Source organism: Micromonospora sp. NPDC005206 (assembly GCF_040608175.1).
Lineage (GTDB): Bacteria > Actinomycetota > Actinomycetes > Mycobacteriales > Micromonosporaceae > Micromonospora.
Genome location: NZ_JBEXHU010000007.1, coordinates 87,431 through 113,511, shown reverse-complemented (window position 1 = coordinate 113,511; position 26,081 = coordinate 87,431). Strand labels below are relative to the sequence as shown.

Genomic DNA, 26,081 nt, shown 5'->3' with positions numbered 1-26,081 from the left:
GTGAGATTCGAGGGCTGGGACGGGAGCTATCCCGTCCCGGCCCTCACTCCTCGTGCTCGGGCAACCGCAGCAGCGGTGACCTGCCCGGCGGCTGCTCCGGCTGCGGCCCGGACGGATCGGCCGGCGGCACCGGCACGGTCACCGGCTCGTCGCAGGTGATCCGCAGCACCTGGTCGTGGTGGCGCAGCTCCACCACGTCGTCCGGGCCGCCGTGGCGCAGCGAGTACGTCGTCTGGTGCGGCCGGACGTCCACCCGCAACGCCAGCCCGCGCCACTGGAGCGAGAACTCCAGACGGCTGAGTCGGCTGGAGAGCCGGGGCGCGAACGACAGGCGACCATCGTGGTCCCGCAACCCGCCGAGCCCACCGACCAGGGCGAGCCAGGCGCCGGCCAGCGAGGCCATGTGCACGCCGTCCCGAGTGTTCTCGTTGAGGTCGTGCAGGTCCATCAGCGCGGCCTCGCGCAGGTAGATGTGCGCCAACTCGGGATGGCCCACCTCGGCGGCGAGCACCGCCTGGGTGCAGGCCGACAACGACGAGTCGCGTACGGTGCGACGCTCGTAGTACAGGAAGTTGCGCACCTTCTGGTCCGGGGTGAACGCGTCCCCCCGCCAGTGCATGGCCAGGACCAGGTCGGCCTGCTTGACCACCTGCTTGCGGTACAGGTCGAAGTACGGGTAGTGCAGCAGCAGCGGGTACTTCTCCGCCGGCGTGTGCGCGAAGTCCCACTCCTGAAGCCGGGTGAACCCCTCCGTCTGCTGGTGGACCTGGAGCTCTTCGTCGTACGGGATGTGCATCGAGCTGGCCGCGTCCCGCCAACTCGCCGCCTCCTCGTCGGTGACCCCGAGGTGGAACGCCTCATCCTGGTAGCGCATCACCACCTCGGCGGCGGCGAGCAGGTTCCGCTGCGCCATCAGGTTGGTGTAGATGTTGTCGTTCTTGATCGCGGTGTACTCGTCGGGGCCGGTGACCCCGTCGATGTGGAAGTGCCCGTGCCGGTCGTGGTGGCCGATCGAGCGCCACAGCCGGGCGGTCTCCACCAACAGCTCCAGCCCGATCTCCCGTTCCAGCTCGGTGTCCCCGGTGGCCAGCACGTAGCGGCGCAGCGCATCGGCGATGTCGGCGGCGATGTGGAAGGCCGCGGTGCCGGCCGGCCAGTATCCGGATGATTCCGGACCTTCGATGGTCCGCCAGGGGAAGGCTGCGCCCTTGAAGTTGAGCGTCTCGGCCCGCTCCCGGGCCTGCGCCAGGGTGCTGTGTCGCCAGTGCAGCGCGTTGCGCACCGCGCTCGGCTGGGTGTAGGTGAGCACCGGCAGGACGAACATCTCGGTGTCCCAGAATGCGTGCCCGTCGTAGCCGGGGCCGGTCAGCCCCTTCGCCGAGATCGGCCGACGCTCGGCCCGGGCACCGGCCTGGAGCACGTGGAAGAGGCCGAAACGGACGGCCTGCTGCACCTCCGGGTCCCCCTCGACCCGTACGTCGGCGGCGTCCCAGAACGCGTCGAGGTAGGCGCGCTGCTCGCGGCAGAGCCCGTCCCAACCGTCCAGTCGGGCCCCGGCCAGCGCCGCGCCGACCTGGTCCCGCAGCGCGGGCAGCGAGCGCCGGCTCGACCAGCCGTACGTCAGGTACTTGACGATCCGCAGTTTCTCGCCGGGCTTGAGCACGCAGGCGATCGTGGTGCGGACCCAGTCCTCGTACCCCTCGGACTCGATGGTGGTGCGGTCCGGGCCGTGCACCTCGTGCTCCATCGCGGCGGCCACCCGCAGGCCGGAGACCTTGGTGCGGTGGATCAGCTGCCCACCATCCGGTGTGGTCAGCTCCTCCTCGGCCTGCAACGGCGATTCCAGCACCGCCGCGACCCTGGGGTCCGAGCTCTGCGGTGGCAGCGTCTCGTTGGCGACCAGCTCGGACTGCACGATCAGCCGGAGCGGCCCGTCGACGGGCTCCACCTCGTAGCTGATGGCGGCGACCGACCGCTGGGTGAACGACACCAGCCGGGTGCTGCGGACCTTGACCTCGTGGCCGGCCGGCGAGCGCCAGTGCAGCTCCCGGTGCAGGGTGCCGGCACGCATGTCGAGAATCCGCTCGTGGGAGAGCAGCTCGCCGTAGCGCACGTCGAGTGGTTCGTCGTCGACCAGCAGCCGGATCAGCTTGCCGTTCGTGACGTTGACGATGGTCTGCCCGGACTCGGGAAAGCCGTAGCCGGCCTCCGCGTACGGCAGCGGACGCAGCTCGTAGAACGAGTTGAGGTAGGTGCCGGGCAGGCCGTGCGGCTCGCCCTCGTCGAGGTTGCCGCGCAGCCCGACGTGCCCGTTGGAGAGCGCGAAGACGGACTCCGACTGGGCCAGCACGTCCATGTCGAGCCGGGTCTCCCGAACGTGCCAGGGCTCGACCGGATAGGCCCGCTCCCGGATCACGCCGGGCCCCGTTCCGCCGTCGTGTGGCGAGCCGCGGGCGGGCTGGCGTCACCCGCGTCGAGCAGGTCGGCGAGGTCGCTGACCACGACGTCGGCGCCGTGCGCGCGCAGCTCGTCGGCCTGACCGACCCGGTCGACGCCGACCACGTAACCGAAGCCGCCGGCCCGGCCGGCGGCCACCCCGGAGAGCGCGTCCTCGAAGACGGCGGCCTGCGACCGGTCGACACCGAGCAGCCTGGCCCCGGCGAGGAAGGTGTCGGGGTGCGGCTTGCCGCGCAGGCCCTGGGACCGGGCGACCAGCCCGTCGACCCGCTCCTCCAGCAACGGTTCCAGCCCCGCGGCGGCGACCACCTCGCGCCCGTTGGCGCTCGCGGTCACCACGGCTCGACGCAGCCCTGCGTTGATCGCCGCCTCCAGGTAGCGCACCGAACCCGGGTAGACCTCGACGCCGGAGCTGCGCAGGCGTTGCAGCAGCAGGACGTTCTTGCGGTTGCCGACCCCGTTGACCGTGTCGGCGTCCGGCGAGTCGTCCGGGCCGCCCTCGGGCAGCACGATCCCGCGGGAGGCCAGGAAGGACCGGACGCCGTCGGCGCGGGGTCGGCCGTCGACGTAGCGGTTGTAGTCCGGGCCGGGGTCGAACGGCTGGAACGGTTCACCGGTGGCTGTGGCGCGCTGCCGCAGGAATTCGTCGAACGTCTCCTTCCACGCGGCGTTGTGCACCTTGGCGGTCTGCGTCAGCACACCGTCCAGGTCGAAGAGACAGGCGGTCACGTGAGCAGGTAGGCCCAGCACGCTACGAATCTAACCATCCGTCCGGGTCGGCAAACCATGTTTCCGCCGCCAGACGGCGCTCAGTTCGGCCGCAGCGTCCAGACCACGGTCATCGCCGAGGTGGGCGTGCCGTCCTCGGTGGTGATCTCGACCTCGACCGGGAACTCCGGCCGCCTGCCGGACTCCAACTCCTCGATCACCTCCAAGGCCGGCCGACCGAGCCGCGCGGTGGCCAGCACCGGGCCCCGTGCCAGTTTGCGGTAGGCGATCTCGGCGCGGACGGCGAGCGGCACGGCACGGTCCAGCAGCTGCCCGAAGGCGGCCAGCACGACCGCGCCGGAGGCCGTCTCACCCAGGGTGAACATGGCCCCGGCGTGCGGCCCGCCGACGTGGTTGTGGGTGGCCGGCGAGTCGGGGAGACGGACGACCGCCCGCACCCCGCCTTCCGCCTCGGGTGCCACCTCGACAAATTCGAAGCCGAGCGTACGGGCGAACGGCACCGCTTCCAGCATGCCGGCCGCCACCTGGCGGGAGTCGATGGTCATAGGCTGACGTTACTAGCCGGTAACCAGCCCGGCAACCAGGGATTTCCCGGTCCCGTCGGTGCTCAGAGGTTGGCGATGGTCCGCAGGATCTCCGCGTAGAAGTTGCCGTCGATGCTGCGGAAGAAGGCGAAGTCCTGACCCGGGTCGCCGAAGAACGGACGCAGCGTCCACGCCAGCTGGGTGCCGACGAAGCCGAAGAGCAGGATCCAGATGTAGAGCAGGGTCATGCTGGCTGGCCGCTGCGTCGGCTCGCCACGGCGTACCGGCTGGTTGGCCCACTGGCGGTGCGGCTGCGGGTAGCCGGGCGGCAGCATGCCGGGCGGGAACGAGGCGTTGGCCGGCTGCCCGCTCCACTGGGCGGGGACCTGCGCCGGGGCCTGCGCGGCGGTCGAGCCGACCTCGGGGGTGGCGCCGTTCGGGACCGTACCGGCCGACCCGGCCGCCGCGGCGCCAACCGGCACGGCGACCGGCTCGGCGACCTGGCCAGCCGGCGCGGCAGCCGGCACTGCGCCGGCGGGCACGGCGGCCGGCACGGCCTGCGCCGGGGTCTGAGCCTGGGCCGCCGCCGGGGCGAGCAGGCCGTGGTCGTTGAGCACCTGCATCCCGCCGGTCAGGAAGCGCAGCCCGACCAGCGCCGACAGGGTCAGGATCGCCACGTTGAGCAGCTTGAAGAAGCCGTAGTCGGGCGCGGTGATCAGGAAGAAGAGGCTGATCGGCGCGAACGCCACGGCGAGCATCGAGGTGACCGTGATCGCCACCATCACCAGTGCCAGTGACTGGCGCACCGAGAGGCGGGCACCGAAGACCAGATTGAACAGGTAGAGCGTGGGCAGGCAGATGGCCAGCGTGACCAGGAACAGCAGCGGCAGCTTCAGCGCGGAGGTCAGCGCCATCAACGGACTGTGAAAGGCACCCAGAACCGCCCCGTAGCAGGCGAGCGCGATGGCGGAGCTGGCCAGCATGCGTCCGGTCAACGCGTTCAGGTCGCGCTCGGAAACGATCTGCTGCCAGATGCCCTGCCGGTCGCGCAGGATGCGCTCGATGACGAGCGGGCTGGGACGGTCACCCGACACGGGTGCACCCCTCTCGGTGGTCTTTCATGTGGACTGGGTGCGCAGACCGTAGGACACCGGCAGCGCCTTCGCCACCCCGCTCCGGCGTGGCGTCAGCGCCATCCCACGTCGATCCGGCCCCCGCGCTCGTCGAAGAAGTGCAGCGCGTCCATCCGGACCGCCACGGCGAGTGGGTGACCCGCGGCGACCGCCGGGTACGGCGCCAACCGCACCGCCAGCTCCGCCGGGCGGCGATGGTGCCGACCGGGGTCGGGGAGCACGCTCGTCCGGGTGCCACCCGCGGAGTCGTCCGCATCCATGGCCTTGCCCGTCAGCCGCTGCATGACCGAGCTGAACCGGCGCAGGCCGCGCTGGCCCACCGGCGGCTCGTCCAGCCGCGCACCCATCTCGTCGACCACGATCGCGGTGGCGCCGATGTCGAGGAACGCCAGCGACTCGTGCCCGTGGTGCTCCAGGTAGCGGATCCGGCCACGCAGCACGTCGCCGGGGCTGTCCGGGGAGACCGGGGTGAGCGCCTCGGCTCGCATGCCGACCACGATCCGCTCGCCGTGGTAGTGCGCCACGGCCCGGCTGCGGATGTCGTCCCAGGGTAGGTAGAGCGACTGCTCGCCAAGGTTGAGCGTGACGTACCGGTCCAGGTGCACGTAGACCGACGCCTCGAGCAGGTTCATCCGCGGGCTGCCCAGGAAGGCGGCCACGTAGAGCGTCGCCGGCCGCCCATACACCTGGGTGGGGGTGCCCACGTCCTGGAGCACCCCACGGCGCATGATCGCCACCCGGTCGGCCATGGTGAGTGCCTCGGCCTGGTCGTGGGTGACGTAGACGGTGGTGACGCCCAGCTCCCGGGTGAGGCCCGAGATCTCCGCACGCAGCTCCGCACGCAGCCCGCTGTCCAGGTTGGACAGCGGTTCGTCCATCAGGAACAGCCCGGGCCGGCGGACGATGGCGCGGCCCATCGCCACGCGCTGCCGCTGCCCGCCCGAGAGCTGACCCGGCTTGCGGGCGAGCACGTCGCCGATGCCCAGCGCGCTGGCGACGTCGGTGACCCGCTCACCCCGCGGGGTCGGCTCCATCCCGGCCAGGCGCAGCGGGAAGGCGATGTTGTCACCCACCGTCATGTGCGGATAGAGGGCGAAGTCCTGGAAGACCATGGCGATCTTCCGGTCCCGCGGCGGCAGGTCGTTCGCGAGCTCCCCGTCGAGCAGCACCGCACCCTGGGTCGGGTCCTCCAACCCGGCGATCATCCGCAGCACCGTGGACTTGCCGCAGCCGGACGGGCCGAGCAACACCATGAACTCGCCGTCGTTCACGTCCAGATTGATGCTGTCGACGGCCAGCGTGCCGTCCTTGAAGATCTTGGTGACATCCTTGAGCGCGACGGTGGTCACCGTCTCCTCCCCCAGCTCGTCGACCGAACTCCAGAAGACTGTGACCAGGATCATTGAATCAGCACATCGGGTGAACGTCTCATGTTCGACTGATGACGCTGCCATTAAGCGACACCGGGCCGGTGCGATCAGCAGCGCGAGGCCCTCTCGTCCGGCTCACCCAGGAACACCCGGCGCACCACCCGCTCCGCCGCGCGCCCGTCGTCCAGCCCGCAGAACCGGCCCCGGAAATGGGCGCGGGCCTTGGTCGCCGCGTCCGAGCGCACCGCGTCGGTGCGGAACAGGTCGAGCAGGTCGGCGAACGTGGTGGCCATCGCGCCCGGCGGCTCCGCCGTGACGTCGAAGTAGACGCCCCGGGCCAGCCGGTACGCCTCCCAGTCCGGGGCGTAGAGCACGATCGGCCGATCCAGCACGGCATAGTCGAACATCGCCGAGGAGTAGTCGCTGACCAGCACGTCGGCCACCAGGTAGAGGTCCTCCACCCGCTGGTGGCCGCTGACGTCGCGGACCCGTTCCCGGTCCACCGCGCGGCGGGGGCTGCGATCCCGGTCGTGGAAGTAGTGGCTGCGCATCAGCAGCCGACCGGAGTCACCCAGCGCCTCGACGAACCGGTCCGGGTCGAACGGCGGCCGGTAGCCGGGCAGGTGCTCGCGGTGCGTCGGGGCGTACAGCACCACCTGCTCGTCGGGGCCGAGACCGAACTCCGCGCGCAGCCGGCGTACCTCGTCGGGGCCGGCGTTGACCAGTCGGTCGTTACGCGGGTAGCCCACCTCCAGAGTGGTGTACGTGGCCGGGTACGCGCGGTCCCACATCTGGGTGGAGAAGCTGTTCGCGCTGACGCTGTAGTCCCAGCGGTCAACCCGGCGCAGCAGCCCGGCGAAGTCCATCCGGCCGGCACCGATCGGGTAGCGCTGCTGGTCCAGCCCCATCACCTTGAGGGGCGTGCCGTGGTGGGTCTGCACGTGCACCTGCTCCGGCCGCTTGCGGACGAAGTCCGGGAAGTTGACGTTGTTGACCAGCCACCGGGCCCGGGCCAGCGCCCGGTAGTAGGCCGGGGTGCCGGCGACCACGTACTCCGCCCCGGCCGGCACGGTGTCCACCCGGTCCCGGCGCACGATCCACACCCCGCGTACACCGGGGGCCAGCCGGCGGGCCACCTCGTAGATCGCCGCCGGGTTGCAGGCGTACCCCCGGTACCAGTAGGCGGCGTACACCGCGAGCGTCGGATCCACCGGCCGCCGCAGCTCGGCGCGGTAGTACTCGCGCAGCAGGCCGTCGCGGGTCAGTCGGGCGCCGCGCCGGGCGGCCGGCCCGACCCGACGACGGGTGGTGCGAGCCCGCCGGCGGGCGGTGTCGCGTGCCCGGCTCGCCGCCCGCAACGCGCTGAACGTCCGCCAGCGGCCGGTGGCGACCAGCCGGTGCTTGATCCCTTCCACCCCGTCCGGCGCCGGGTACCCGCCGTCCGGCAGCCAGCGCGCGTAGTCGGCGGTGATCTGCGCGAAGAAGGCGGGCCGCAGCTCCGGGGCGATCCGCTGGCCGTTGCCGAGCACGGTCAGGTAGTGCCAGATCATCCGCTCGAAGACCGCCGGCCGCAGGGCGTCCGCCGCCGGCCCCCAGGTGTCCATGAGGTGGAAGACCCGGTGCCACTGCGGGAACACCTCGAAGTGCCGGTCACCCCGGGTCCGGGTGATCGCGCCCGCCCGGCGCTGCCGGTAGTTGACGCAGACCCGATCGAGTACGCCGATCCGCTGCGCCGCCATCAGCACCGGGTAGCTGAACGAGACATCCTCGTACCAGCCGGGCGCGAAGCGCAGCCCCAGATCGACGAGGAACTCCCGGCGTACCAGCCGGTTCCACGCGGTGTGCAGCAGCCGCATCGCCTCCGGCCGGTCCCGCAGTCGGAAGGTGGCCGCGCCGGGCGACTCCGGGAACACCTCCGCCATCGCGCTGCGCGTGGCGGTGTCGTTCCAGTGCGTCCGGACATGGTCGACCAGCAGCACGTCCGGCCGGGTGGCACGTAACCGCTCGGCGACCTCCGGCAGGCACTCCGGCGCCAGCCAGTCGTCGCCGTCGAGGAACCAGACGTACTCCCCGACGGCCCGGTCCAGCCCGACGTTGCGGGCCGGACCGAGGCCGACGTTCTCCGGCAGCCGGATCGACCGGACCCGCTGGTCGCGGGCGGCGTACTCGTCGATGATCTCGCCGCTGGAATCCGGGGAGCAGTCGTCGACCGCGATCACCTCGAGGTCGGTCTCCGGCTGGCCGAGGATCGAGTCCAGGCACTCGCGCAGGTATCCCTGCACGCGGAAGGCCGGCACCACGAAACTGATCAGGGTCATCCGGCCGTCCCTCCGTCAGCGCGGCGCGCCACCTCCCGCGCCCGCCGGCGCGGCCGACGCCCGCGCGCTACGGGCCGGCCGGACGAACCAGGCCAGGACGACGCTCGCCACGAAAACCACGAGAAGGTATGTACCGAGTGTAGCCATGCCGATACTCACGATTCCGGCAATCGCCGCGAGGGCCAGCAGCACCGAACGTCCCTCCCAGCCCAGCGTGGCCGGGTGCAACGGGGGCGCCGCCTGCCGCTTCTCCAGCCGGGCGGTCAGGTCGTAGTGGTGCACGGTGAGCACGAAGACGTAGCCGAAGATCAGCCACCCCGGCGCGCCGCCGACCACCCCGACCGCGATCGCGAACAGGTACTCGGCGGCCCGCAACGCGGCGGGCACCAGCCAGTCCAGCGGACCGTTGTGCGCGGCCCCGGCGCCCAGGCCACCGACCAGCAGCACCAGCAACGCCACCGGCACCGCCCAGCGCAGCCCGTCGGGCACGTCGCCCAGCAACGCCGCGACCAGCAACGCCGCCGAACCCAGCGCGGCGATCACCGCCAGGGTGAGCGGCCCCATCGGGCGGACCACCGGCAGCCGGCGGGCCAGCGGGCCGTCGTCGCGGTGCAGCGTGGCATCGACCGTGTCCAGCACCGGCACCCACATCCAGCGGGCCCGCAGCGTACGCAGCGCCCCGGTGTACGCGAACGCCAGCACACCCCACACCAGTACCGCGATCAGACTGACCAGCGGATTGAACAGCGCCACGGTCAGCGCGATCAGCGCCCACCGCTCGCCGATCGGAAAGACCACGGTCCGCTTCAGCCAGTACGACAGCGAGCCGGTGTCCGCCTGCACCCGGGTCGACGCGGCGTTCAACCGGTCACCGATGCCGCCACTGGCACCCGTCGCCGCCCGGGGCCGACGCGCCGCCTCGTCGTGCAGCACGCCGTACCAGGTGTCGGTCATGTGCCGGACGGTCTGCAACGTCATCGCGGCGATCGCCAGCGCCCAGCCGTTGCCCAGCCCGGCGTGGCTCACCCCGAAACCCAGCCCGGCGTAGACCAGGTACTCCTTGGCGCGGTCGGCCATCGTGTCCAGCCAGCCACCCCAGGCGCTGAAGTGCCGGGTGTAGCGGGCCAACTGGCCGTCCACGCAGTCCAGCACGAACCCGAGGTAGAGCAGCACCGCGCCGCTGACCAGCGCGGGCCGCCCGCCGACCCCGAACAGCACCGCGGCGGCCAGCGCGAAGAGCACCGAGATCACCGTCACCCCGGTCGGGGTGAGCCGGAGCCGGGCCGCCACCCGCACCACGTACGGCGACCAGGTGCTGACGAAGTAGGTCGAGAAGAAGTCGTCCTTCTCCTTCACCGCCAGCCGCAACTCGGCCCGGTCCTCGTCGACCGCGGTCACCGCCGCCTCGGCGGCGACCAGCCCAGCCGCGTCGTCGACCCGGTGTGCGACGAGCAGACGTACCCGCTGGGCGAAGATCAGGGTGCCGAGCGCGGCGAGACCCGCGACGAGCCGGTCCACGGCGGACCCGGGGCCGCCGGCCGGGACCGGCGCGAGACGCCCGGCCGGCCCGGCGCCCTCGGTGGGCCGGAACGCGGAAACCTCCCCGGGCGGACCGAGGGGGGTGGCGACCGGCAGCACGCCGATCGCGGCGGCCCGGGCGGCGGCGGCCAGGGTCGACAGGTCAGCCACGCCGACCCGCAGCGCGCCGCCGAACACGCCGGTGGCCTCGCCGTCCAGGGCGTCCACCGCGCCGGCGTCGACCACCTGGCCACGTTCCTCGCGCACGGCCGTCCGCCCGGGCACCGCCGGGTCGGTGAGCACCAGTGCCACCGTCGGCCCCACCGGGCTGGTGGCCAGGTGTCTCAGCACGGCGGTGTGCGCGACCAGGTCGGTGCCGGTGATCAGCAGCGGGCCGGTGGCGTGGTCGGCCAGGGCGGCCAGTTCGTCCAACCCGGCGGCGAAGCGCACCTCGTCCGCCCCGGCCTGCCGCAGCTGGGCGGCGAGCCGGTCGGCCAGCGGCTCGCCGGTCGCGGTGGTCAGGCCCGCCGCGGACGTCCCGGCGGCGAGCACGATCGCGAGCGTCACCGCGGGACCGCGGCGTGGTACGCGTCGAGCGCCTCGGCGATGGTGCCGTCGAGCATCAACCGGCCCGCGTCGAGGTACAACCCCCGACGGCAGAACCGGGTCAGGTCCTTTTCGTTGTGTGACACCAGCACCAGCGTGCGCCCCTCCCCGAGCAGACGATCAATCGTCGCGTAACACTTCTTGCGGAACTCCGCGTCACCGACCGCGGTCACCTCGTCCATCAGCAGGATCGGGTGCGGCAGATGCGAGATGATCGCGAAGCCGAGCCGCACCTTCATCCCCGACGAGTAGTGCCGCACCGACGTGTCGATGGCCCGTTCCACCTGCTCACCGGCGAACTCGACGATCTCGTCGAAGTGCCGCTTCAGATAGCCCGTCGATAGCCCGTGCAGCCCACCGACCAGGTGCAGGTTCTCCCGCCCGGTCAGGTCGTTGGAGAAACCGGCGGAGAGCTCCAGCAGTGGCGCCACCGCGCCGTGCACCCGGATGCTGCCCTCGTCCGGAATGAGCACCCCGGCGATCAACCGCAGCAGGGTGCTCTTGCCGGTGCCGTTGCGGCCGATCACCCCGACCGTCTCGCCCGGCTCGACGGTGAACGACACGTCGCGCAGCGGCCAGAACTGGCCGGGCAGGGCACCCCGACCGCCCCGGTGGATGAACAACTCCCGCAGCCGCAGTTGCCGGCGGCGGTTGCGGACGAACCGGATGCCCAGGCCGTCGGCCTCGATGATCGGCGCGGCCATGTCAGAGTTCCTTGAGCACTGCGGGTTCCAACCGGCGGAACGACCACCAGCCGGCGGCCAGCACCAGCAGGCTGCCGACGACCGTGGTGGTGAGCAGCCGAGCGTCCGGGAACTCATCCGGGTACCAGATCGCGTGGTGCAGCTGGAAGATCCCGACCAGCGGGTTCAGCTCGTACGCCACCTTCAGCCAGCCCGGCAGGCCGGATTCCCGCACCAGACTCAGCGGATAGATGATCGGAGTGGCGTAGAAGAGCACCCGGATGATCAGCCGCATGAACCGCTCCACGTCACGCATCAGCACGTTCCACGCGGACAGCAGCAGGGCCAGCCCGATCAGCAGGACGGCTTGGACGACCACCGCGAGCGGCAGGGAGAGCAGCGACCAGCCGGGATGGATCCGGCCGTGCGCCCCGTAGATCACCGCGATGGCCATCAGGATCGGCAGACCGGCCAAGTACTCAGCGAACCGGCCGGTGACCCGGCCGATCGGGAAGACCTGGCGCGGCACGTTCATCGTGGTGATCAGCCGGGACTGACCGGTCAGCGCGTTGGTGGCCTCGCTCAGCGCCGAACTGGTCCACATCCAGGCGAAGATCCCCGTGATCAGGAACAGCGGATACGATCCGGCCGCCTCACCGAGGTGCCGCCCGGTGTCCCGCGAGTAGAGCACGCCGAAGACGAACCAGTAGATGGCGCCCATGCCGAGCGGCTCGATCAACGACCAGAGATAGCCCAGCACCGACTGCTGGTACTTGACCGCCAGGTCCCGTCTGACCAGGATGCGCAGCGAGTTGCGGTGCGACCACAACGCCGCGACGCCAGAGGTCACCGCTGCCTCCCGCCTCCTGAAACGGTCGACAGGTTAGCAGTCGGTGAACGAATGCCCCGAGTCGGCCAGATCAGCACTCGATCACGTTGACGGCCAGGCCGCCCCGCGCCGTCTCCTTGTACTTGACCTTCATGTCGGCGCCCGTCTCCCGCATCGTCTTGATGACCTTGTCCAGGGACACCGCGTGCACACCGTCGCCGCGCAGCGCCAGCCGGGCGGCCGTGATCGCCTTGATGCTAGCCACCGCGTTCCGCTCGATGCAGGGGATCTGCACCAGGCCACCCACCGGGTCGCAGGTGAGCCCGAGGTTGTGCTCCATCCCGATCTCGGCGGCGTTCTCCACCTGCTGCGGGGTGCCGCCGAGCGCCTCGGCGAGGCCCGCCGCGGCCATCGAGCAGGCCGAGCCCACCTCGCCCTGGCAGCCGACCTCGGCGCCGGAGATCGAGGCGTTCTCCTTGAACAGCACGCCGATCGCGCCGGCCGCCAGCAGGAACCGCACCACGCCGTCGTCGGAGGCACCCGGCACGAACCGGGTGTAGTAGTGCAGCACCGCCGGGATGATCCCCGCCGCGCCGTTGGTCGGCGCGGTGACCACCCGGCCGCCGGCGGCGTTCTCCTCGTTCACCGCCAGGGCGAACAGCGTCACCCAGTCCATCGCGCGCAGCGGATCGGTGGTCGCGGTGTCCGCCTCCAGGCTGCGCCGCAGCTCCGCCGCGCGCCGCCGGACCTTCAACCCACCAGGGAGTACGCCGTCCCGCTCGCAGCCACGCTCCACGCACTCCCGCATCACCCGCCAGATCTCCAGCAGGTCGGCCCGGATCTCCGCCTCGCTGCGCCAGGAACGCTCGTTGGCCAGCATCACCTCACTGATCGAGAGGCCGGTGGCGGTGGTCACCTCCAGCAGCTGCGCCCCGGTCAGGAAGGGGTACCGCACCCGGGTGCTGTCCGGCTTGATCCGGTCCGCGCCGGCCGCCGCCTCGTCCACCACGAAGCCGCCACCGACCGAGTAGTAGGTGCGGCTGCGCACCTCGGCGCCGGTCCCGTCGTACGCCACGAAGGTCATCCCGTTCGGGTGGTACGGCAGCGACCGGCGGCGGTGCAGCGTCAGGTCCCGGTCCGGGTCGAAGTCGATCTCGTGCGCGTCCAGCAGGCTGATCCGCCGCTCCGCCCGGATCCGCTCGACCCGGGGGCCGACGGTGTCCGTGTCGACCGTCTCCGGTGCCTCGCCGGCCAGCCCGAGCAGCACCGCCCGGTCGCTGCCGTGGCCGTGCCCGGTGGCGCCCAGCGAGCCGAACAGTTCGGCCTGCACCCGTGCGGTGTCGGTGAGCAGCCCGTCGGCCTTGAGCCCGGCCACGAAGGTGCGGGCGGCCCGCATCGGCCCCACCGTGTGGGAGCTGGACGGCCCGATGCCGACGCTGAAGAGGTCGAAAACACTGATCATGGCTGCGCTGCGCTTCCTCGCCGTCGTCCCGTGGTGCGGGATCCGGCCCGGTCGTGGCCACCGGTCTGGCGGCCCCGCTCGTGGCCGCCCGGTCGGGTGGCCGCCGGCCACCCGGGGTGTGGGTGCCCAACCAGCGAGCCTACCCGCCCAGTTCACGGCCCACCCGGCCACCGCGACGTGATCGCCGGACCGCCACTCACCCGCCGTCTCACCGCCACCTCCCCGCCCCGTCCCGGCGACGTCCCGTCGCAAGATCGCGCACGATCCAGGATGTAGCGGCTTCCGCTCATGCCCGAGAGCACTACATCCAGGATCGAGCACGATCTCCTCGGGGAGTGCGCGTCGCGGAACGTCGGCATGACGCGGAATCCCCGCGTGGCGCCGACGCCGGCGCGGGCCTCCGATTGGGCGGGACGGGGTGCGGCACCGGAGGCGTCGGAGCGGAGCCGCACGGGTAAGTACCTACGGGTCCACGGGTTGCCGATCCTCCTCGGGACCGAGGGTGAACTGGCCGTCCCTTTCTACCGTGGATTGCAGACGCGGCGTACCGCCGCAGAGTGGGAGTACGACGATGAGTCGCAAACTGGTTCGGCCCCGCCAGGGGCGCATGATCGCCGGTGTCTGCGCCGGCCTCGGTCAGCGGTTCGGCATGTCCGCCGGGATGGTCCGGCTGCTGTTCCTGCTGTCGCTGCTGCTGCCCGGCACCCAGGTGATCGTGTACCTGATCCTCTGGATCCTCATGCCGAACGAGGACCGCTACCTCGCCTCCACCCGGCACTGACCCTCACCCACATCCCACCCCGACCGAAACCGCCCCCGCCCCCGGCCCGCCCCGGGCTGAGGCAGCAACTTCTGGGAAGTTGCTGCCTCACGACGGCCGGAAACACCAACATCCCTGAAGTTGCGTGGATCTTGCGCCGGGACGGAGCGCGAGGCACGGCGCGGGGCGCGGAGAGTTCGATGACGGAAGCGCCCGCCCTGACGGTCGTCGGGGCGGGCGCTTCGACGTGCGAGGTCCAGCGGTCAGGGAGCGGTGTAGGTGACCGTGACCTGCTGGTAGCCAAGGGAGCGGAGCAGCCCCTCCAGCATCTTGCGGGTGTTCTCCTCGGCTCGGGCGGAGAGCCCGCTGTCCCGGGCGGCGGCGGTGATCCGTTCCTCGGCGAGCTGGTAGACCTGCTGCTGCCGGTTGGGGTCGTTGCCGACCAGGTCGCCGAGCCGGTTGATCAGACCGCGCTGCTCGGCGAACACGTAGCTCTTTTCCAGGTCGAGGTTGGTCTCGCCGAGCTGCGGCGCGGGCAGCTTGATCTCGACCGAGGTGCCGTCGGCGGATTCGACGACAGCGCCCTCCCCGATCTTGCCGAAGTCGACGTACGCCTCGACGCTGCCCGCCCCAACGAACAGGGTGCGCTCGTTGAGCAGGAAGTCCGGTACGTTGCGCCGGTCGTTCTGGGTGTCGACCACGACCTGGAAGTTGCCCTCGGCGGCCACGTATCGGCTGAGGTCCCGGATCGACTTCAGCAGCGGCGGCTGGCTGCGGTCGGTCTGCTCCTTGGCGAACGGGTTGCGGAACTCCGGCAGGAGCCCGGTCGCCTGCACGCCGAGCAGCACCACCACGGCCAGCGCGGCGGCCCCGAGAAGCACGAGCAGACCGCGGACCGGACCACCGGCACCGCCGCTCGTCGGCCCACTGGTGCCGCCGGGGCCACCGGAGTCGCCCGGGCCGGCCGGGCCGCCCGGCACGGGTTCCGTCGGGGTGTCCGACCGTTGCCGGAGATCGTCGCCCGTGGGGTATCCGGGGAACTCCCTCGTAGGCTCGTTGATGCCAGCGTCGCGGGCCATCACGCTCACCGTCCTCGTCAGACACGTCGTCTGCCATTGACGGTACGGCCCCCGTACGACACCCGCGCGTCGAGCGACCGGAAAGCGTAAACGGGCAGGTCAGGCGAAGGCCGAGACCCCGGTGAGCCGCTGTCCGATGACGAGCTGGTGGATCTCCGAGGTGCCCTCGTACGTCAGCACGCTCTCCAGGTTGTTCGCGTGCCGCATCACCGGGTATTCGCCGGAGACGCCGTTGGCGCCGAGGATGGTGCGGCACTGCCGGGCGATGGCCAGGGCCTCCCGCACGTTGTTCAGCTTGCCCACGCTGACCTGCTCGGGCCGCAGCCGGCCGGCGTCGGCGAGCCGGCCCAGGTGCAGCGCGAGCAGTTGCCCCTTCACCAGCTCGACGGCCATGTCGGCGAGCTTCGCCTGGGTGAGCTGGAAACCGGCCAGCGGACGACCGAACTGGGTACGGGTGGTGGCGTACGCCAAGGCCGTCTCCAGGCAGTCCCGGGCGGCGCCGACCGAGCCCCAGACGATGCCGTACCGGGCTTCGGTGAGGCAGCTCAGTGGGGCCTTGAGCCCGACCGCCTCGGGCAGTTGGGCGTCCGCCGGGAGCCGGACGTCGTCCAGCACGATCTCGCCGGTAACCGACGCGCGCAGCGACATCTTGCGGCGGATCTCGCGGGCCGTGACACCGGGCGTGTCCATGGGTACGGCGAAACCCCGGACGCCCTCGTCGGTGCGCGCCCAGATCACCGCGACGTCGGCGATCGGCGCGTTGGTGATCCACATCTTGCCGCCGGTGAGCACCCAGTCGTCGCCGTCGCGGCGGGCCCGAGTGGCCATCGACGCCGGGTCCGAGCCGTGGTCCGGCTCGGTCAGGCCGAAGCAGCCGATCGCCTCGCCGGTCGCCATCGACGGCAGCCAGCGCTGCTTCTGCTCCTCGCTGCCGTAGCGCCAGATGGCGTACATGGCCAGGGAGCCCTGCACGGAGACCAGGGAACGGACGCCCGAGTCGCCGGCCTCCAGCTCCTGGCAGGCCAGCCCGTACGCGACCGCGGAGGCGCCGGCGCAGCCGTACCCGGTCAGGTGCATGCCGAGCAGCCCGAGCTTGCCGAACTCCCGGGCCAGCTCGCGGGCCGGCACCCGGCCCTCCTCGTACCAGTCGGCGACGTGCGGGCGCACCCGATCGTCGATGAGCTGACGTACGACGTCGCGGATCTGCCGCTCCTCCTCGGTGAGCGACGGGTCCAGGTCGAGCAGGTCCAGTGGAGCGGTCATGGACGCCACCTTAACGAAGACTCAGGCCGATGGGCGCGGACGCGTCATTCGATCGGCTCGGAGAGCACCAGCACCCGGGCGTGGATCTGGTTGCGCTGCTGCAGGGCGGCGCGCAGGGCCCGGTGCAGGCCGTCCTCCAGGTAGAGCCCGCCATTCCACTGCACCACGTGGGGGAAGAGGTCCCCATAGAAGGTGGAATCCTCGGCGAGGAGCTTGTCGAGCGCCAGCTCACGCTTGGTGGTGATCAACTGGTCCAGGCGCAGCGGTCGCGGCGGGATCTCCGCCCACTGCTTGAGCGTCAGGTTGTGCTCTGGATAGGGACGCCCGTCCCGGACCGCTCTGAAGATCACGACGGCACGCTCCCCTCCCCGTGGCCGAGCCGACCGGCGGCGCCGAGCCGGGTCGCGGCGGGCACCGCGTGGCGCGGTACCGATGACGCGTGCCAGCCTAGCCGCCCAGCGCACACCACGTTCTGCTCCCTGATGTCAGTTTCGCTACCGCTCGTCCGATCCCCAACCGGACGAACGGGACGCCGCACTCAACTCCACCGGCCGCGCCGCACCACCTCGTCCACAGGACGGCGACCTCGGCGCAGCGACGGTGACCTATGGTCGGGTGCGCGGTAACCGATTGTGATGGCTCCGACGGGTCGATGGTCCGTCGGCACGCCGAACGCGTCCCGGTAAGCGGCCAGCCGCTGCGGCGGGATGCCGAAGAAACACGCGCCCAAGCCCTCGTCCACCGCGGTGAGCAACATCAGCAGCGCGGCGAACCCGGTGTCCACGTACCAGTAGGGCACCGGCCAGCGGTCGGTGGACCCGTCCGTCCAGCCCTTGTCCGGCTCCGCGTACCGCTGGAGGTAGGCCGACTCGTTGGCGTGCGGCACCACGATCAGCGGCGCCCGGCGCATCCCGGCCAGCCACCGCTCCCGCCCACCACCGTCCGGCGTGGTGGCCGCCCAAAACCGCTCCCGGTCGGCCGCCTCCTCCAGCACCAGGAAACCCCAGCCCTGCGCGAACCCGGCCGACGGGGCGCGCACCGCGTGGTCGAGCAGCCGGTCCACCACGTCGGGCGGGACCGGGCGGTCCGGGTCGTAGTTGCGCACCATGCGCCGACGCCGGACGACCTCGGCGAACTCCATCCCGTTCTCCCCGCCGGCCCGGCTCAAGCCCCGGGGCGGATGCCCCAGGCGCCCCGCCAGGTCGCGCCGGGCTTGAGCGTGAGCACATCCTTGCCCGAGCGGAACGCGTCCGGAGGGCAGGTCATCGGCTCGATCGCCACCGAACGACGATGCCGTTCGCCCGTGAGCGCGTCCCCGGTGAACACCTGCCACCAGCCGAACTCCTGGTCCGCCCAGATGCTCACCCCGGACGAGCCGTCCGGCGCGGCCAGGCTCACCGACGAGCCGCCGTCGGCGTCGGCGATCACCTGACCGAAGCAGAGGTCCAGCTGGGCACGGCCGATCCGGCGGGGGCTGGTCCAGTCGTACTCGGTACCCGCCACCGGGGTCGCGCCGACCGGCAGCAGCCGCCCGTCCACCAGCAGCCGGGTACGCGTCGGCAGCCGCATGACCAGGTCGTCCACCGCGACGCCCGGCAGTTGCAGGTACGGGTGCACGGAGAAGCCGAACGGCGCCAGCGCAGCGCCTGTGTTGGTCACCTCGTGCTCGGCGCGCAGCCCGCCCCGGCCGACGCTCCACCGGCTGCGCAGCCGCAGCGGCCACGGGTAACCGGGCTGCGGCGGCAGGTCGTAGCCGACCGTCACCGCGTCCGCCGACTGCTCCAGCAGCCGCCACGGCACCCAGTTGACCAGCCCGTGGATCGCCACGTGCCGCTCCGGCTCGGTCAGCGGGAGCTGGTGCGTCCGGTCCCCGAAGGAGTAGCGGCCGTCGCGGATCCGGTTCGGCCAGGGCGCCAGCACCTGCCCGGCGCAGCCGGGGCAGACCTCGTCGGCCTGGTACCCGTCGACCAGCTCGACCCCGTCGTGCCGGTACGTCCGCAGCCCGCCGCCCACCTCCACGATGACGGCCTCGTGGCCGGCGGCGGAGATGGTCCACTGGGCGCCGGAGAAGGGGCGCTGGTCGGGGCTGTCCATGCCGGCGACCCTAACCGGTCACGTCCGGTCCCCGCTCGACGCCGCCGCCCGGTAGCGCAGCAGCGCCGGGAAGGCGGCCGCCAGCGCCACCACGAGCACCGCCGAGGCGAGCCCGCCGGCCACCCAGGCCACCCCGACGCCGAACCCGGCGGCCATCGTGCCGGCCCGCAGGTCGCCCAGGCGCGGACCGCCGGCCACCACGACCGTGTTCACCCCCTGCAACCGGCCGCGCATCCGATCCGGCGCGTAGATCAACAGCATCGACTGGCGCAGCACCGAGCTGACCAGGTCAGCGGCACCGGCCACGGCCAGCAGGGCGATCATCAGCCAGAGCTGACGGGCCAGGCCGGCCGCCGCGATCGCCACCCCCCAGCCGACCACCGCCAGCACCAGCCCGAGCCCCTGCCGGCGAAGCCGGCCGATCCAGCCGGAGGTGAGCCCGCCGATCATCGAGCCGATCGCGATGGCGCTGTAGAGCCAGCCGACCGCGGCGGGATTGCCGAACCGCTCGGTGGCGATCTCCGGGAAGAGCGCCCGGGGCATGGCCAGGATCATCGCGATCAGGTCCACCCCGAACGAGAGCAGCAGCACCGGCGTGGTGGCCAGGTACCGGAACCCGTCGATGACGCTGCTCAGGCCGGCCCGACGCGGACCGTTCTCGGCCGCCGGGTCCGGTTCGGGCGGCATCGCCGGCAACCGCCACGTCGCCCAGAACGAGGCGCCGAACAGCACCGCGTCCACCGCGTACGCGATCGGCAGTCCCACATCGGTCCGCCAGATGGCGAAGATCAGCCCGGCGGCCAGTGGTCCGAAGACCGAGGTGGCGGTGAAGGTGGTGAAGTTCAACGTGCTCGCGGCCGGCACCAGCTCGTCCGGGACCAGCCGGGGCAGGATCGCGCTCCGGGTCGGTGAGGTGATCGCGAAGGCGGTCGACTGCAACGCCACGAGCAGCAGCAGGAGCAGCGGGCTACCCAGCCCGAGCAGGGCGTGCGCCAGCAGCGCCACCGTCGATGCCCAGAGCAGCACGCCGCCGCCGAGCAGCACCCGACGCCGGTCCCGGGCGTCGGCGACCGCACCGCCCCACAGGCCGAACACCAGCAGCGGCAGGAAACCCGCCACGCCGAGCAGGCCGACCCAGAACGATCCCTTGGTCAGCCCGAACATCTCCACCGGCACGGCCACCGCGGTGAACTGGAAGCCGAACATCGCCACGCTGTTGCCGAACCACACCCTGCGGTACGCCGGCACGCGAAGCGGACGCAGATCGATCGCCCAGCGGCGCGCTCCGCGCGGCCGGGCCTCCTGCACACCGGTCACGGTGCCAACCGCTCGACGGTCCAGCCGCCCTCGTCGAGCAGGCGGAAGCGCAGCCGGTCGTGCAACCGACCGGCCCGGCCCTGCCAGAACTCCACCGTGTCGGGTCGGACCCGCAGTCCACCCCAGTGCAGCGGGGTCGGGATCACCGGCTCGCCGTCGAACCGCTCGGCAGCCGCCCGGTAGCTCTCCTCCAGCGCCGCCCGGTCCGGCACCACCTGCGACTGCGGGCTGGCCCAGGCGCCCAGTTGGGAGCCGCGCGGGCGGCTGGCGAAGTACGCCTCGGCCACCGAACGGTCGACCGGGGCGACGCGCCCGGTGACCACCACCTGACGCTGCATCGGGAACCACGGGAAGACCAGGCTGGCGTGCGGATTGGCGGACGCCTCGACGCCCTTGCGCGAGAGGTGGTTGGTGAAGAAGACGAAGCCGTCCGGGTCGTACCCCTTGAGCAGCACCGTCCGCCCGCTCGGCCGGCCGGCGGCGTCGGCGGTGCCCACCACCATCGCGTTGGGTTCGGGTAGCCCGAAGGCCACCGCGTCGGCGAACCAGCGGTCGAACTGCGTGTGCCAGTCGGCGGCCAGGTCAGCCTCGGTCAGGCCCAGGTCCGCGGCGTACTCGTTACGCATCGCGGCCGGGGCGGGTGTGTCGCCCGTCACGTTCCCACTCCTTCTCGGCGGCCCCGCCGGCGCCCTCCCGCGCTGGCCAGACCGCAGCGCCCAGTCTTGCCGAGCGGCGCGGAGAATGCGCGTCCGGGGATGTCGTGTGCAGCACAGTCGCAGCGGGTCGCGTATCCGGTTACTCAGCAGGCAAGATGTTCCGAACACATCCCTGAGGGTCGCCTGAGGCGCTCGGCCGACCGGGCCGGATGAGCTCACCGGGCGCACCGACCAGATCCAGGAGAGCGACATGGCCGATTTCAAACCCGGGCTGGAGGGCGTCGTCGCCTTCGAGACCGAGATCGCTGAACCTGACCGTGAGGGTGGCGCGCTGCGCTATCGCGGGGTCGACATCGAGGATCTGATCGGCCAGGTCTCGTTCGGCAACGTGTGGGCGCTGCTGGTCGACGGCCGGTTCGGGCCGGGCCTGCCGCCGGCGGAGCCGTTCCCGGTGCCGGTGCACTCCGGCGACATCCGGGTGGACGTGCAGTCCGCAGTCGCCATGCTGGCCCCGTACTGGGGGCTGAGCCAACTGCTGGACATCTCCGACGAGCAGGCCCGCGAGGACCTCGCCCGGGTCTCGGTGACCGCGCTCTCCTTCGTCGCACAGTCCGCCCGGGGCCTCGGCCTGCCGGCGGTGCCACAGAAGGAGATCGACAAGGCGCAGACCATCGTCGAGCGGTTCATGAAGCGCTGGCGGGGCGAGCCCGACCCGCGGCACGTCAAGGCCGTCGACGCGTACTTCATCTCGGCTGCCGAGCACGGCCTGAACGCCTCCACCTTCACCGCCCGCATCGTCGCCTCCACCGGGGCCGACGCGGCGGCCTGCATCTCCTCCGGCATCGGCGCCCTCTCCGGCCCGCTGCACGGCGGCGCCCCGTCCCGGGTGCTCAGCATGCTGGAGGCGGTGGAGCGCAGCGGGGACGCCGAGGGCTACGTCAAGGGCGTGCTGGACCGCGGCGAGCGGCTGATGGGCTTCGGCCACCGGGTCTACCGCGCGGAGGACCCCCGCGCCCGAGTGCTCCGGCGTACCGCCAAGGAGCTGGGCGCGCCGCGCTTCGAGATCGCCGAGGCGCTGGAGAAGGCGGCGCTGGCCGAGCTGCAGGCCCGACGCCCGGACCGGGTACTGGCGACCAACGTCGAGTTCTGGTCGGCCGTGGTGCTGGACTTCGCCGAGGTGCCGGCGCACATGTTCACCTCGATGTTCACCTGCGCCCGGATGGGCGGCTGGAGCGCGCACATCCTGGAGCAAAAGCGCCTGCAGCGGCTCGTCCGCCCGTCCGCCCGCTACGTCGGCCCGGAAAGCCGCAAGCCCAGCGACGTCGAAGGCTGGGGCGCCATCCCCCACGGCGTCTGAGCGGTAAGGAAGGGCCCCTTCTTAACGCCTCGTGTATAGGAGGGGCCCCTTCCTAACACCGCGCCCGGCAGGCGGAGCCGGGTGTGGCGAAGGACTCAGGCCGGCCCTCGGGACCGCGACATCCACCGCCCGGCCAGGGTGCGAGGATGGGGGCCGGCAGTGTCGCCGGATCGCCGGTACGGATCCCGGCCCGCCGTGCGCCCCGCGTACGCGCCCGCCGCCGCACCGGGCCCCGCCCCCGCCCATGCGGAAGGACCTCCAAGACCGTGGCTGACGCACCGCTCATCCGGATTCCCGACGAGATCAAGCCCGCCGACGGACGCTTCGGCTGCGGCCCGTCCAAGGTCCGTCCGGCGGCCGTGTCCGCCCTCGCCGAGGTGGCCACCAGCTACCTGGGCACCTCGCACCGGCAGAAGACGGTCCGCGACCAGGTGGCCCGGCTGCGCTCCGGTATCGCCGAGTTCTTCTCGCTGCCCGAGGGCTACGAGGTGGTGATCGGCAACGGCGGCACCACCGCGTTCTGGGAGGTCGCCACCTTCGGCCTGATCCGGGACCGGGCGCAGTTCGCCAGCTTCGGCGAGTTCGGCGCCAAGTTCGCCAAGTCGGTCAAGGACGCCCCGTTCCTGGGCAATCCGACCATCCGCAAGGCCGACGCGGGCAGCGCGCCGACGCTGGTCGCCGAGGCCGGCGTGGACGTCTACGCGACCCCGCAGAACGAGACCTCGACCGGCGTGGCCGTGCCGATCAGCCGGGTGGCGGGGGCAGACGAGGGCGCGCTCCTGCTGGTCGACGCCACGTCCGGCGCCGGCGGCCTGGAGGTCAACGTCGGCGAGACCGACGTCTACTACTTCGCGCCGCAGAAGTGCTTCGGTTCCGACGGCGGTCTCTGGCTGGCCCTGATGTCGCCGGCCGCGCTGGACCGGGCCGCCGAGATCAAGGCCTCCGGGCGGTACATCCCGGCCTTCCTCGACCTGGTCACGGCGATCGACAACTCGCGGCTGCAGCAGACCTACAACACCCCGGCGCTGGCCACCATCTTCCTGGCCGCCGAGCAGACCGACTGGATGAACGCGCAGGGCGGGCTGGCCTGGGCCGCGAAGCGCACCGCGGAGAGCGCCGCGACGGTGTACGGCTGGGCGGAACGGTCCACTGTGGCCACCCCGTTCGTCAGCGACCCGGCGCTGCGGTCCAACGTGGTCGCCACCATCGACCTCGTCGACGGGGTGGACGCCACGGCCGTCGCCAAGGCACTGCGCGCCAACGGCATCGTGGACACCGAGCCGTACCGCAAGCTCGGTCGCAACCAACTGCGGGTGGCACTGTTCCCGGCCATCGAGCCGGCCGACGTCGAGGCGTTGACCGCGTCCATCGACTACGTGGTCGAGCGCCTCTGACGATCGTCACGGTCGGTGTCCATCGGGACCTCGGCGGACACCGACCGTGATCATCGTTGCAGCTCAGTCGCGACATGCGGGGTGTCGCTTCCCCCACCCCGAGACAGATGCGCGTACGGTGGTCCGAGACGCCTGGGTGGCCGACTCGTGGCGTGCGGCCAGCGAAGCGGGACGGAGGCAACGCTATGCGCCCAGTACGCTTCGTCGCCCTCTCCGAGGACGGCCATGCCCTGGTTCTCGCCGACGAGGTCGGGCGGCTGCTCGCCCTGCCGATCGACGAGCGGATCGCCGGCGCACTGCACGCCGAGCCGGGTGCTCCGCCGCTCGCGGTGGCGCCGACCGCCGCCGACCCGATCCCCTCACTGTCCCCCCGGGACATTCAGGCCCGCATCCGCTCCGGTGAGTCCGCCGAGGACGTCGCCCGGATCGCCGGTGTGCCGGTCGACCGGGTCCTGCGCTATGCCGGCCCGGTGCTCCAGGAGCGGGCGATGCTCGCCCAGCACGCCCGCCGCACCCGGCTCAAGGGTGCGGAGAAGCCCACCCCGCTGGCCGAGGTGGTCAACGGCCGACTGAGCCAGCACGGCATCGACACCGAGAAGATCTCCTGGGACGCGTACCGCCGCGACGACGGCACCTGGCGGATCATCGCCACCTGGCCCTCCGGCAAGGCCACCGCGCAGGCGATCTGGGATCTCGACAAGACCCGGCAGGCGGTCACCCCGCACGACGACATGGCGCAGTACCTGTGCGCCGAGCGGCCCACGCCGATCCTCGGCCAGGAGCCAGCGCCGGAGCGGGGCGGGCACGCCCTGCCCGGTCCGTCACGCGGCGAGCCGAGTCGCGGTGGGCACGGGTTGCCAGCAGCCTCCGAGCACCCGCGTCCCGGCCGGGACCCGATCCGAGCCGGGCGGGACGCACTGCTCGCCTCACTGGACCGCCCGCTCGGCGCCTCGTCGGGCCGCGGCCTGGAGCCGCGTACCCCGGCTGCCCTCGCCGGGTCCGACACGCCCCGGCAGCGGCCGGTCGGTGGCGGCGCAGCGGCACTGCTGGGCGGCGGCCAAGGGTCGGCCTTCGACGACGACTCGGACGCGCCCAAGGAGGTGCCGGCCGTGCCGTCGCTGGCGGTGCTGCGGCCCCGCCGGACGGGCGCCGCGGCGGCTGCCGGCGGCGAGTCCACCGATGCCAACGGCAAGCCGCGCAAGCGGCTGCCGAGCTGGGACGACGTGCTCTTCGGCAGCGGTCCGGCCGCGCGCGAGTCCTCCTGACGCTTCGCGTTGGCGGGTGGCGGTTCGCCACCCGTCAGCGCGAGGCACGCCAAGTGCCCGTGGCAGGGCCGGTTGCGGGCTGAGTCAGAGCGGCCAGGCGGCGAGGCGGTCGTAGCGCGGCCGGGGGCCGAGGTGGCTGCGTACCAGCAGCAACTCGGTCGCCGCCCACGGCGGGCCCTGGTAGTCGTCCAGGGCGGCCCGGTCGGCGTCAACGTCGGCCACGTCCACCAGGTCGCCGGGCCGAGCGACGGTCAGGTGCGGGCGGAACGGCTTGTCGTCGTGCGGCAGCCGGGCGTGCCGCAGCCGGGACCGGATCAGTCGCGCCAGCACGTGCAGCGCCTCGACGTCACCCCGGCAGTCCACCCAGAGCACGGTGAACCGCCCCCGGCCGAACCGGCCGCCGCCGCCGAGGCTCAGCCGGGGCGAGGCGTCCCGGCCGTCCCGGAACCACTCGGCAGCCAGCCCGAGCGCGCTCTCCACCTCGACCAGCCGGGCCGTCTCGACGTCACCGAGGAAGGCCAGGGTTAGGTGCAGGTGGGCCGGGTCGGCGAGCCGTACGTTGGTGCCGGCGGCCGCTGCCGCCCCGACCCTCAGCCGGGCGACCTGCGCGCCGAGATGGGTGACCGCTTCGGCGGGCGGACAGACCGCGACGAAGAGCCGCAACCGTCGACCGCTCAGCGGTGCCGCTGCCGGTGCCCGGCTCGGGCCGCCGGCAGGGTCAGCCCGGCGGCGTGCAGCACGCCTTCCACCCGGACCCGCTCGATCTCCTGGTCGACGCCGCTCAGCTCGGCGAGGTGTTCGGTGATGCCGAGGGCTCGGCACGCCAGTCGGAGCCGGTCGTCGTACGCCTGGACCACCGCGCCGTGCCAGACCATCGGCCGGCCGGTGCCGCCGAGCCGCTGGCCGCCGAGGCGCCGCAGGTCGGCGGCGAGTTGTTCCAGGGGCCGCCGGTCGGTGCGGTCGAACTCGCTGAGGTCGATGTCCCGAGTCAGGGCGTCGGCCTCGATGGCGCGGTCGAGACGGGCGATGGTGCGTCGTTCCCGTCGGCGCTCACGCCACTCCGACCAGCCGCAGACCACCCGATCCAGGATCTCGTCGGCGCAGAAGAGCAGGGCGAACGCCGCCGGAAGGCTGGCCACGGCGAGGAACGCCAGGGCCAGCATCAGCGCGCGTCCGACTCCCACGTATCGACGCTAAGCCCCGTCGCGCCGGCCCGCCACCTGATTGGCCGCATCCGCGCCATGCGCTCAACACGACGTGCTCCCGG

The 26,081-nt window shown here is 72.2% G+C and carries 23 protein-coding genes; 4 read left to right on the top strand and 19 right to left on the bottom strand.

Annotated features, from left to right (window positions below):
• Positions 1-43: 43 nt before the first annotated feature.
• The 10 genes from ABZU69_RS12305 to ABZU69_RS12260 all read right to left on the bottom strand — a co-directional run bounded on the left by ABZU69_RS12305 (position 44) and on the right by ABZU69_RS12260 (position 13,629).
• The gene (locus ABZU69_RS12305; RefSeq protein ID WP_354964431.1) at positions 44-2,416 is read right to left on the bottom strand and encodes a glycoside hydrolase family 65 protein; all 2,373 of its coding nucleotides are present in this window, start codon (positions 2,414-2,416) and stop codon (positions 44-46) included.
• Positions 2,413-3,207 carry a beta-phosphoglucomutase family hydrolase gene (locus ABZU69_RS12300; RefSeq protein WP_354964430.1) on the bottom strand — a complete coding sequence of 265 codons (795 nt, stop codon included), beginning with the start codon at positions 3,205-3,207 and terminating at the stop codon, positions 2,413-2,415. The genes ABZU69_RS12305 and ABZU69_RS12300 overlap by 4 nt, the downstream gene beginning before the upstream one ends.
• A 59-nt stretch (positions 3,208-3,266) precedes the next feature.
• The gene (locus ABZU69_RS12295; protein ID WP_354964429.1) at positions 3,267-3,731 is read right to left on the bottom strand and encodes a DUF4442 domain-containing protein; all 465 of its coding nucleotides are present in this window, start codon (positions 3,729-3,731) and stop codon (positions 3,267-3,269) included.
• 62 nt (positions 3,732-3,793) lie between these two features.
• Positions 3,794-4,804: a hypothetical protein gene (locus ABZU69_RS12290; RefSeq protein ID WP_354964428.1), complete on the bottom strand. Its 1,011-nt coding sequence runs from the start codon at positions 4,802-4,804 to the stop codon at positions 3,794-3,796.
• A gap of 92 nt (positions 4,805-4,896) precedes the next feature.
• The gene (locus tag ABZU69_RS12285; RefSeq protein WP_354964630.1) at positions 4,897-6,192 is read right to left on the bottom strand and encodes an ABC transporter ATP-binding protein; all 1,296 of its coding nucleotides are present in this window, start codon (positions 6,190-6,192) and stop codon (positions 4,897-4,899) included.
• 128 nt (positions 6,193-6,320) lie between these two features.
• On the bottom strand, positions 6,321-8,531 hold the full coding sequence (locus ABZU69_RS12280) for a bifunctional glycosyltransferase family 2 protein/CDP-glycerol:glycerophosphate glycerophosphotransferase (RefSeq protein ID WP_354964427.1): 2,211 nt from the start codon (positions 8,529-8,531) through the stop codon (positions 6,321-6,323).
• Positions 8,532-8,546: 15 nt separating this feature from the next.
• Positions 8,547-10,571, bottom strand: a complete 2,025-nt coding sequence (locus ABZU69_RS12275; protein WP_354964629.1) for a DUF5941 domain-containing protein — start codon at positions 10,569-10,571, stop codon at positions 8,547-8,549.
• Between the two features lie 41 nt (positions 10,572-10,612).
• A complete protein-coding gene (locus ABZU69_RS12270) occupies positions 10,613-11,359 on the bottom strand; it encodes an ABC transporter ATP-binding protein (protein WP_074316275.1) in 747 nt (248 codons plus the stop codon).
• A 1-nt stretch (position 11,360) separates the two neighbouring features.
• Complete coding sequence (locus ABZU69_RS12265; protein ID WP_354964426.1) at positions 11,361-12,188, bottom strand: ABC transporter permease; 828 nt, start codon at positions 12,186-12,188, stop codon at positions 11,361-11,363.
• A gap of 70 nt (positions 12,189-12,258) precedes the next feature.
• Entirely contained in the window at positions 12,259-13,629 is a 1,371-nt protein-coding gene (locus ABZU69_RS12260) for an L-serine ammonia-lyase (RefSeq protein WP_354964425.1), read from the bottom strand.
• Positions 13,630-14,200: 571 nt separating this feature from the next.
• Between ABZU69_RS12260 and ABZU69_RS12255 the strand changes: the two genes are divergently transcribed.
• Positions 14,201-14,410, top strand: a complete 210-nt coding sequence (locus ABZU69_RS12255; RefSeq protein WP_354964424.1) for a PspC domain-containing protein — start codon at positions 14,201-14,203, stop codon at positions 14,408-14,410.
• A 242-nt stretch (positions 14,411-14,652) separates the two neighbouring features.
• Here the strand turns inward: ABZU69_RS12255 and ABZU69_RS12250 are convergent, their stop codons facing one another.
• The 7 genes from ABZU69_RS12250 to pdxH all read right to left on the bottom strand — a co-directional run bounded on the left by ABZU69_RS12250 (position 14,653) and on the right by pdxH (position 20,768).
• Complete coding sequence (locus tag ABZU69_RS12250; protein ID WP_354964423.1) at positions 14,653-15,468, bottom strand: DUF4230 domain-containing protein; 816 nt, start codon at positions 15,466-15,468, stop codon at positions 14,653-14,655.
• A gap of 99 nt (positions 15,469-15,567) precedes the next feature.
• Positions 15,568-16,731 (bottom strand): acyl-CoA dehydrogenase family protein, encoded by a 1,164-nt coding sequence (locus ABZU69_RS12245; protein ID WP_354964422.1) that lies wholly within the window; start codon positions 16,729-16,731, stop codon positions 15,568-15,570.
• 44 nt (positions 16,732-16,775) lie between these two features.
• On the bottom strand, positions 16,776-17,081 hold the full coding sequence (locus ABZU69_RS12240; RefSeq protein WP_007454850.1) for a type II toxin-antitoxin system VapB family antitoxin: 306 nt from the start codon (positions 17,079-17,081) through the stop codon (positions 16,776-16,778).
• Between the two features lie 188 nt (positions 17,082-17,269).
• Positions 17,270-17,872, bottom strand: a complete 603-nt coding sequence (locus ABZU69_RS12235; RefSeq protein WP_354964421.1) for a nitroreductase family protein — start codon at positions 17,870-17,872, stop codon at positions 17,270-17,272.
• A 23-nt stretch (positions 17,873-17,895) separates the two neighbouring features.
• Positions 17,896-18,825 (bottom strand): aldose 1-epimerase family protein, encoded by a 930-nt coding sequence (locus ABZU69_RS12230; protein WP_354964420.1) that lies wholly within the window; start codon positions 18,823-18,825, stop codon positions 17,896-17,898.
• A gap of 18 nt (positions 18,826-18,843) precedes the next feature.
• Complete coding sequence (locus ABZU69_RS12225; RefSeq protein WP_354964419.1) at positions 18,844-20,142, bottom strand: MFS transporter; 1,299 nt, start codon at positions 20,140-20,142, stop codon at positions 18,844-18,846.
• Positions 20,139-20,768 carry a pyridoxamine 5'-phosphate oxidase gene (gene pdxH, locus ABZU69_RS12220; protein ID WP_354964628.1) on the bottom strand — a complete coding sequence of 210 codons (630 nt, stop codon included), beginning with the start codon at positions 20,766-20,768 and terminating at the stop codon, positions 20,139-20,141. Before pdxH ends, ABZU69_RS12225 begins: the two co-directional genes overlap by 4 nt.
• Before the next feature lie 280 nt (positions 20,769-21,048).
• Here pdxH and ABZU69_RS12215 point away from each other — a divergent pair, with 280 nt between their 5' ends.
• The 3 genes from ABZU69_RS12215 to sepH all read left to right on the top strand — a co-directional run bounded on the left by ABZU69_RS12215 (position 21,049) and on the right by sepH (position 24,814).
• Complete coding sequence (locus tag ABZU69_RS12215) at positions 21,049-22,155, top strand: citrate synthase 2 (RefSeq protein ID WP_354964418.1); 1,107 nt, start codon at positions 21,049-21,051, stop codon at positions 22,153-22,155.
• Between the two features lie 266 nt (positions 22,156-22,421).
• Positions 22,422-23,549 (top strand): phosphoserine transaminase, encoded by a 1,128-nt coding sequence (serC, locus tag ABZU69_RS12210; protein ID WP_354964417.1) that lies wholly within the window; start codon positions 22,422-22,424, stop codon positions 23,547-23,549.
• Positions 23,550-23,734: 185 nt separating this feature from the next.
• A complete protein-coding gene (gene sepH, locus ABZU69_RS12205; RefSeq protein ID WP_354964416.1) occupies positions 23,735-24,814 on the top strand; it encodes a septation protein SepH in 1,080 nt (359 codons plus the stop codon).
• Positions 24,815-24,898: 84 nt separating this feature from the next.
• Here sepH and thpR read toward each other — a convergent pair whose 3' ends face one another.
• Both thpR and ABZU69_RS12195 read right to left on the bottom strand, forming a co-directional pair.
• The gene (thpR, locus tag ABZU69_RS12200) at positions 24,899-25,477 is read right to left on the bottom strand and encodes an RNA 2',3'-cyclic phosphodiesterase (RefSeq protein ID WP_354964415.1); all 579 of its coding nucleotides are present in this window, start codon (positions 25,475-25,477) and stop codon (positions 24,899-24,901) included.
• Positions 25,478-25,488: 11 nt separating this feature from the next.
• On the bottom strand, positions 25,489-25,998 hold the full coding sequence (locus ABZU69_RS12195; RefSeq protein ID WP_354964414.1) for a hypothetical protein: 510 nt from the start codon (positions 25,996-25,998) through the stop codon (positions 25,489-25,491).
• Positions 25,999-26,081: the final 83 nt, after the last annotated feature.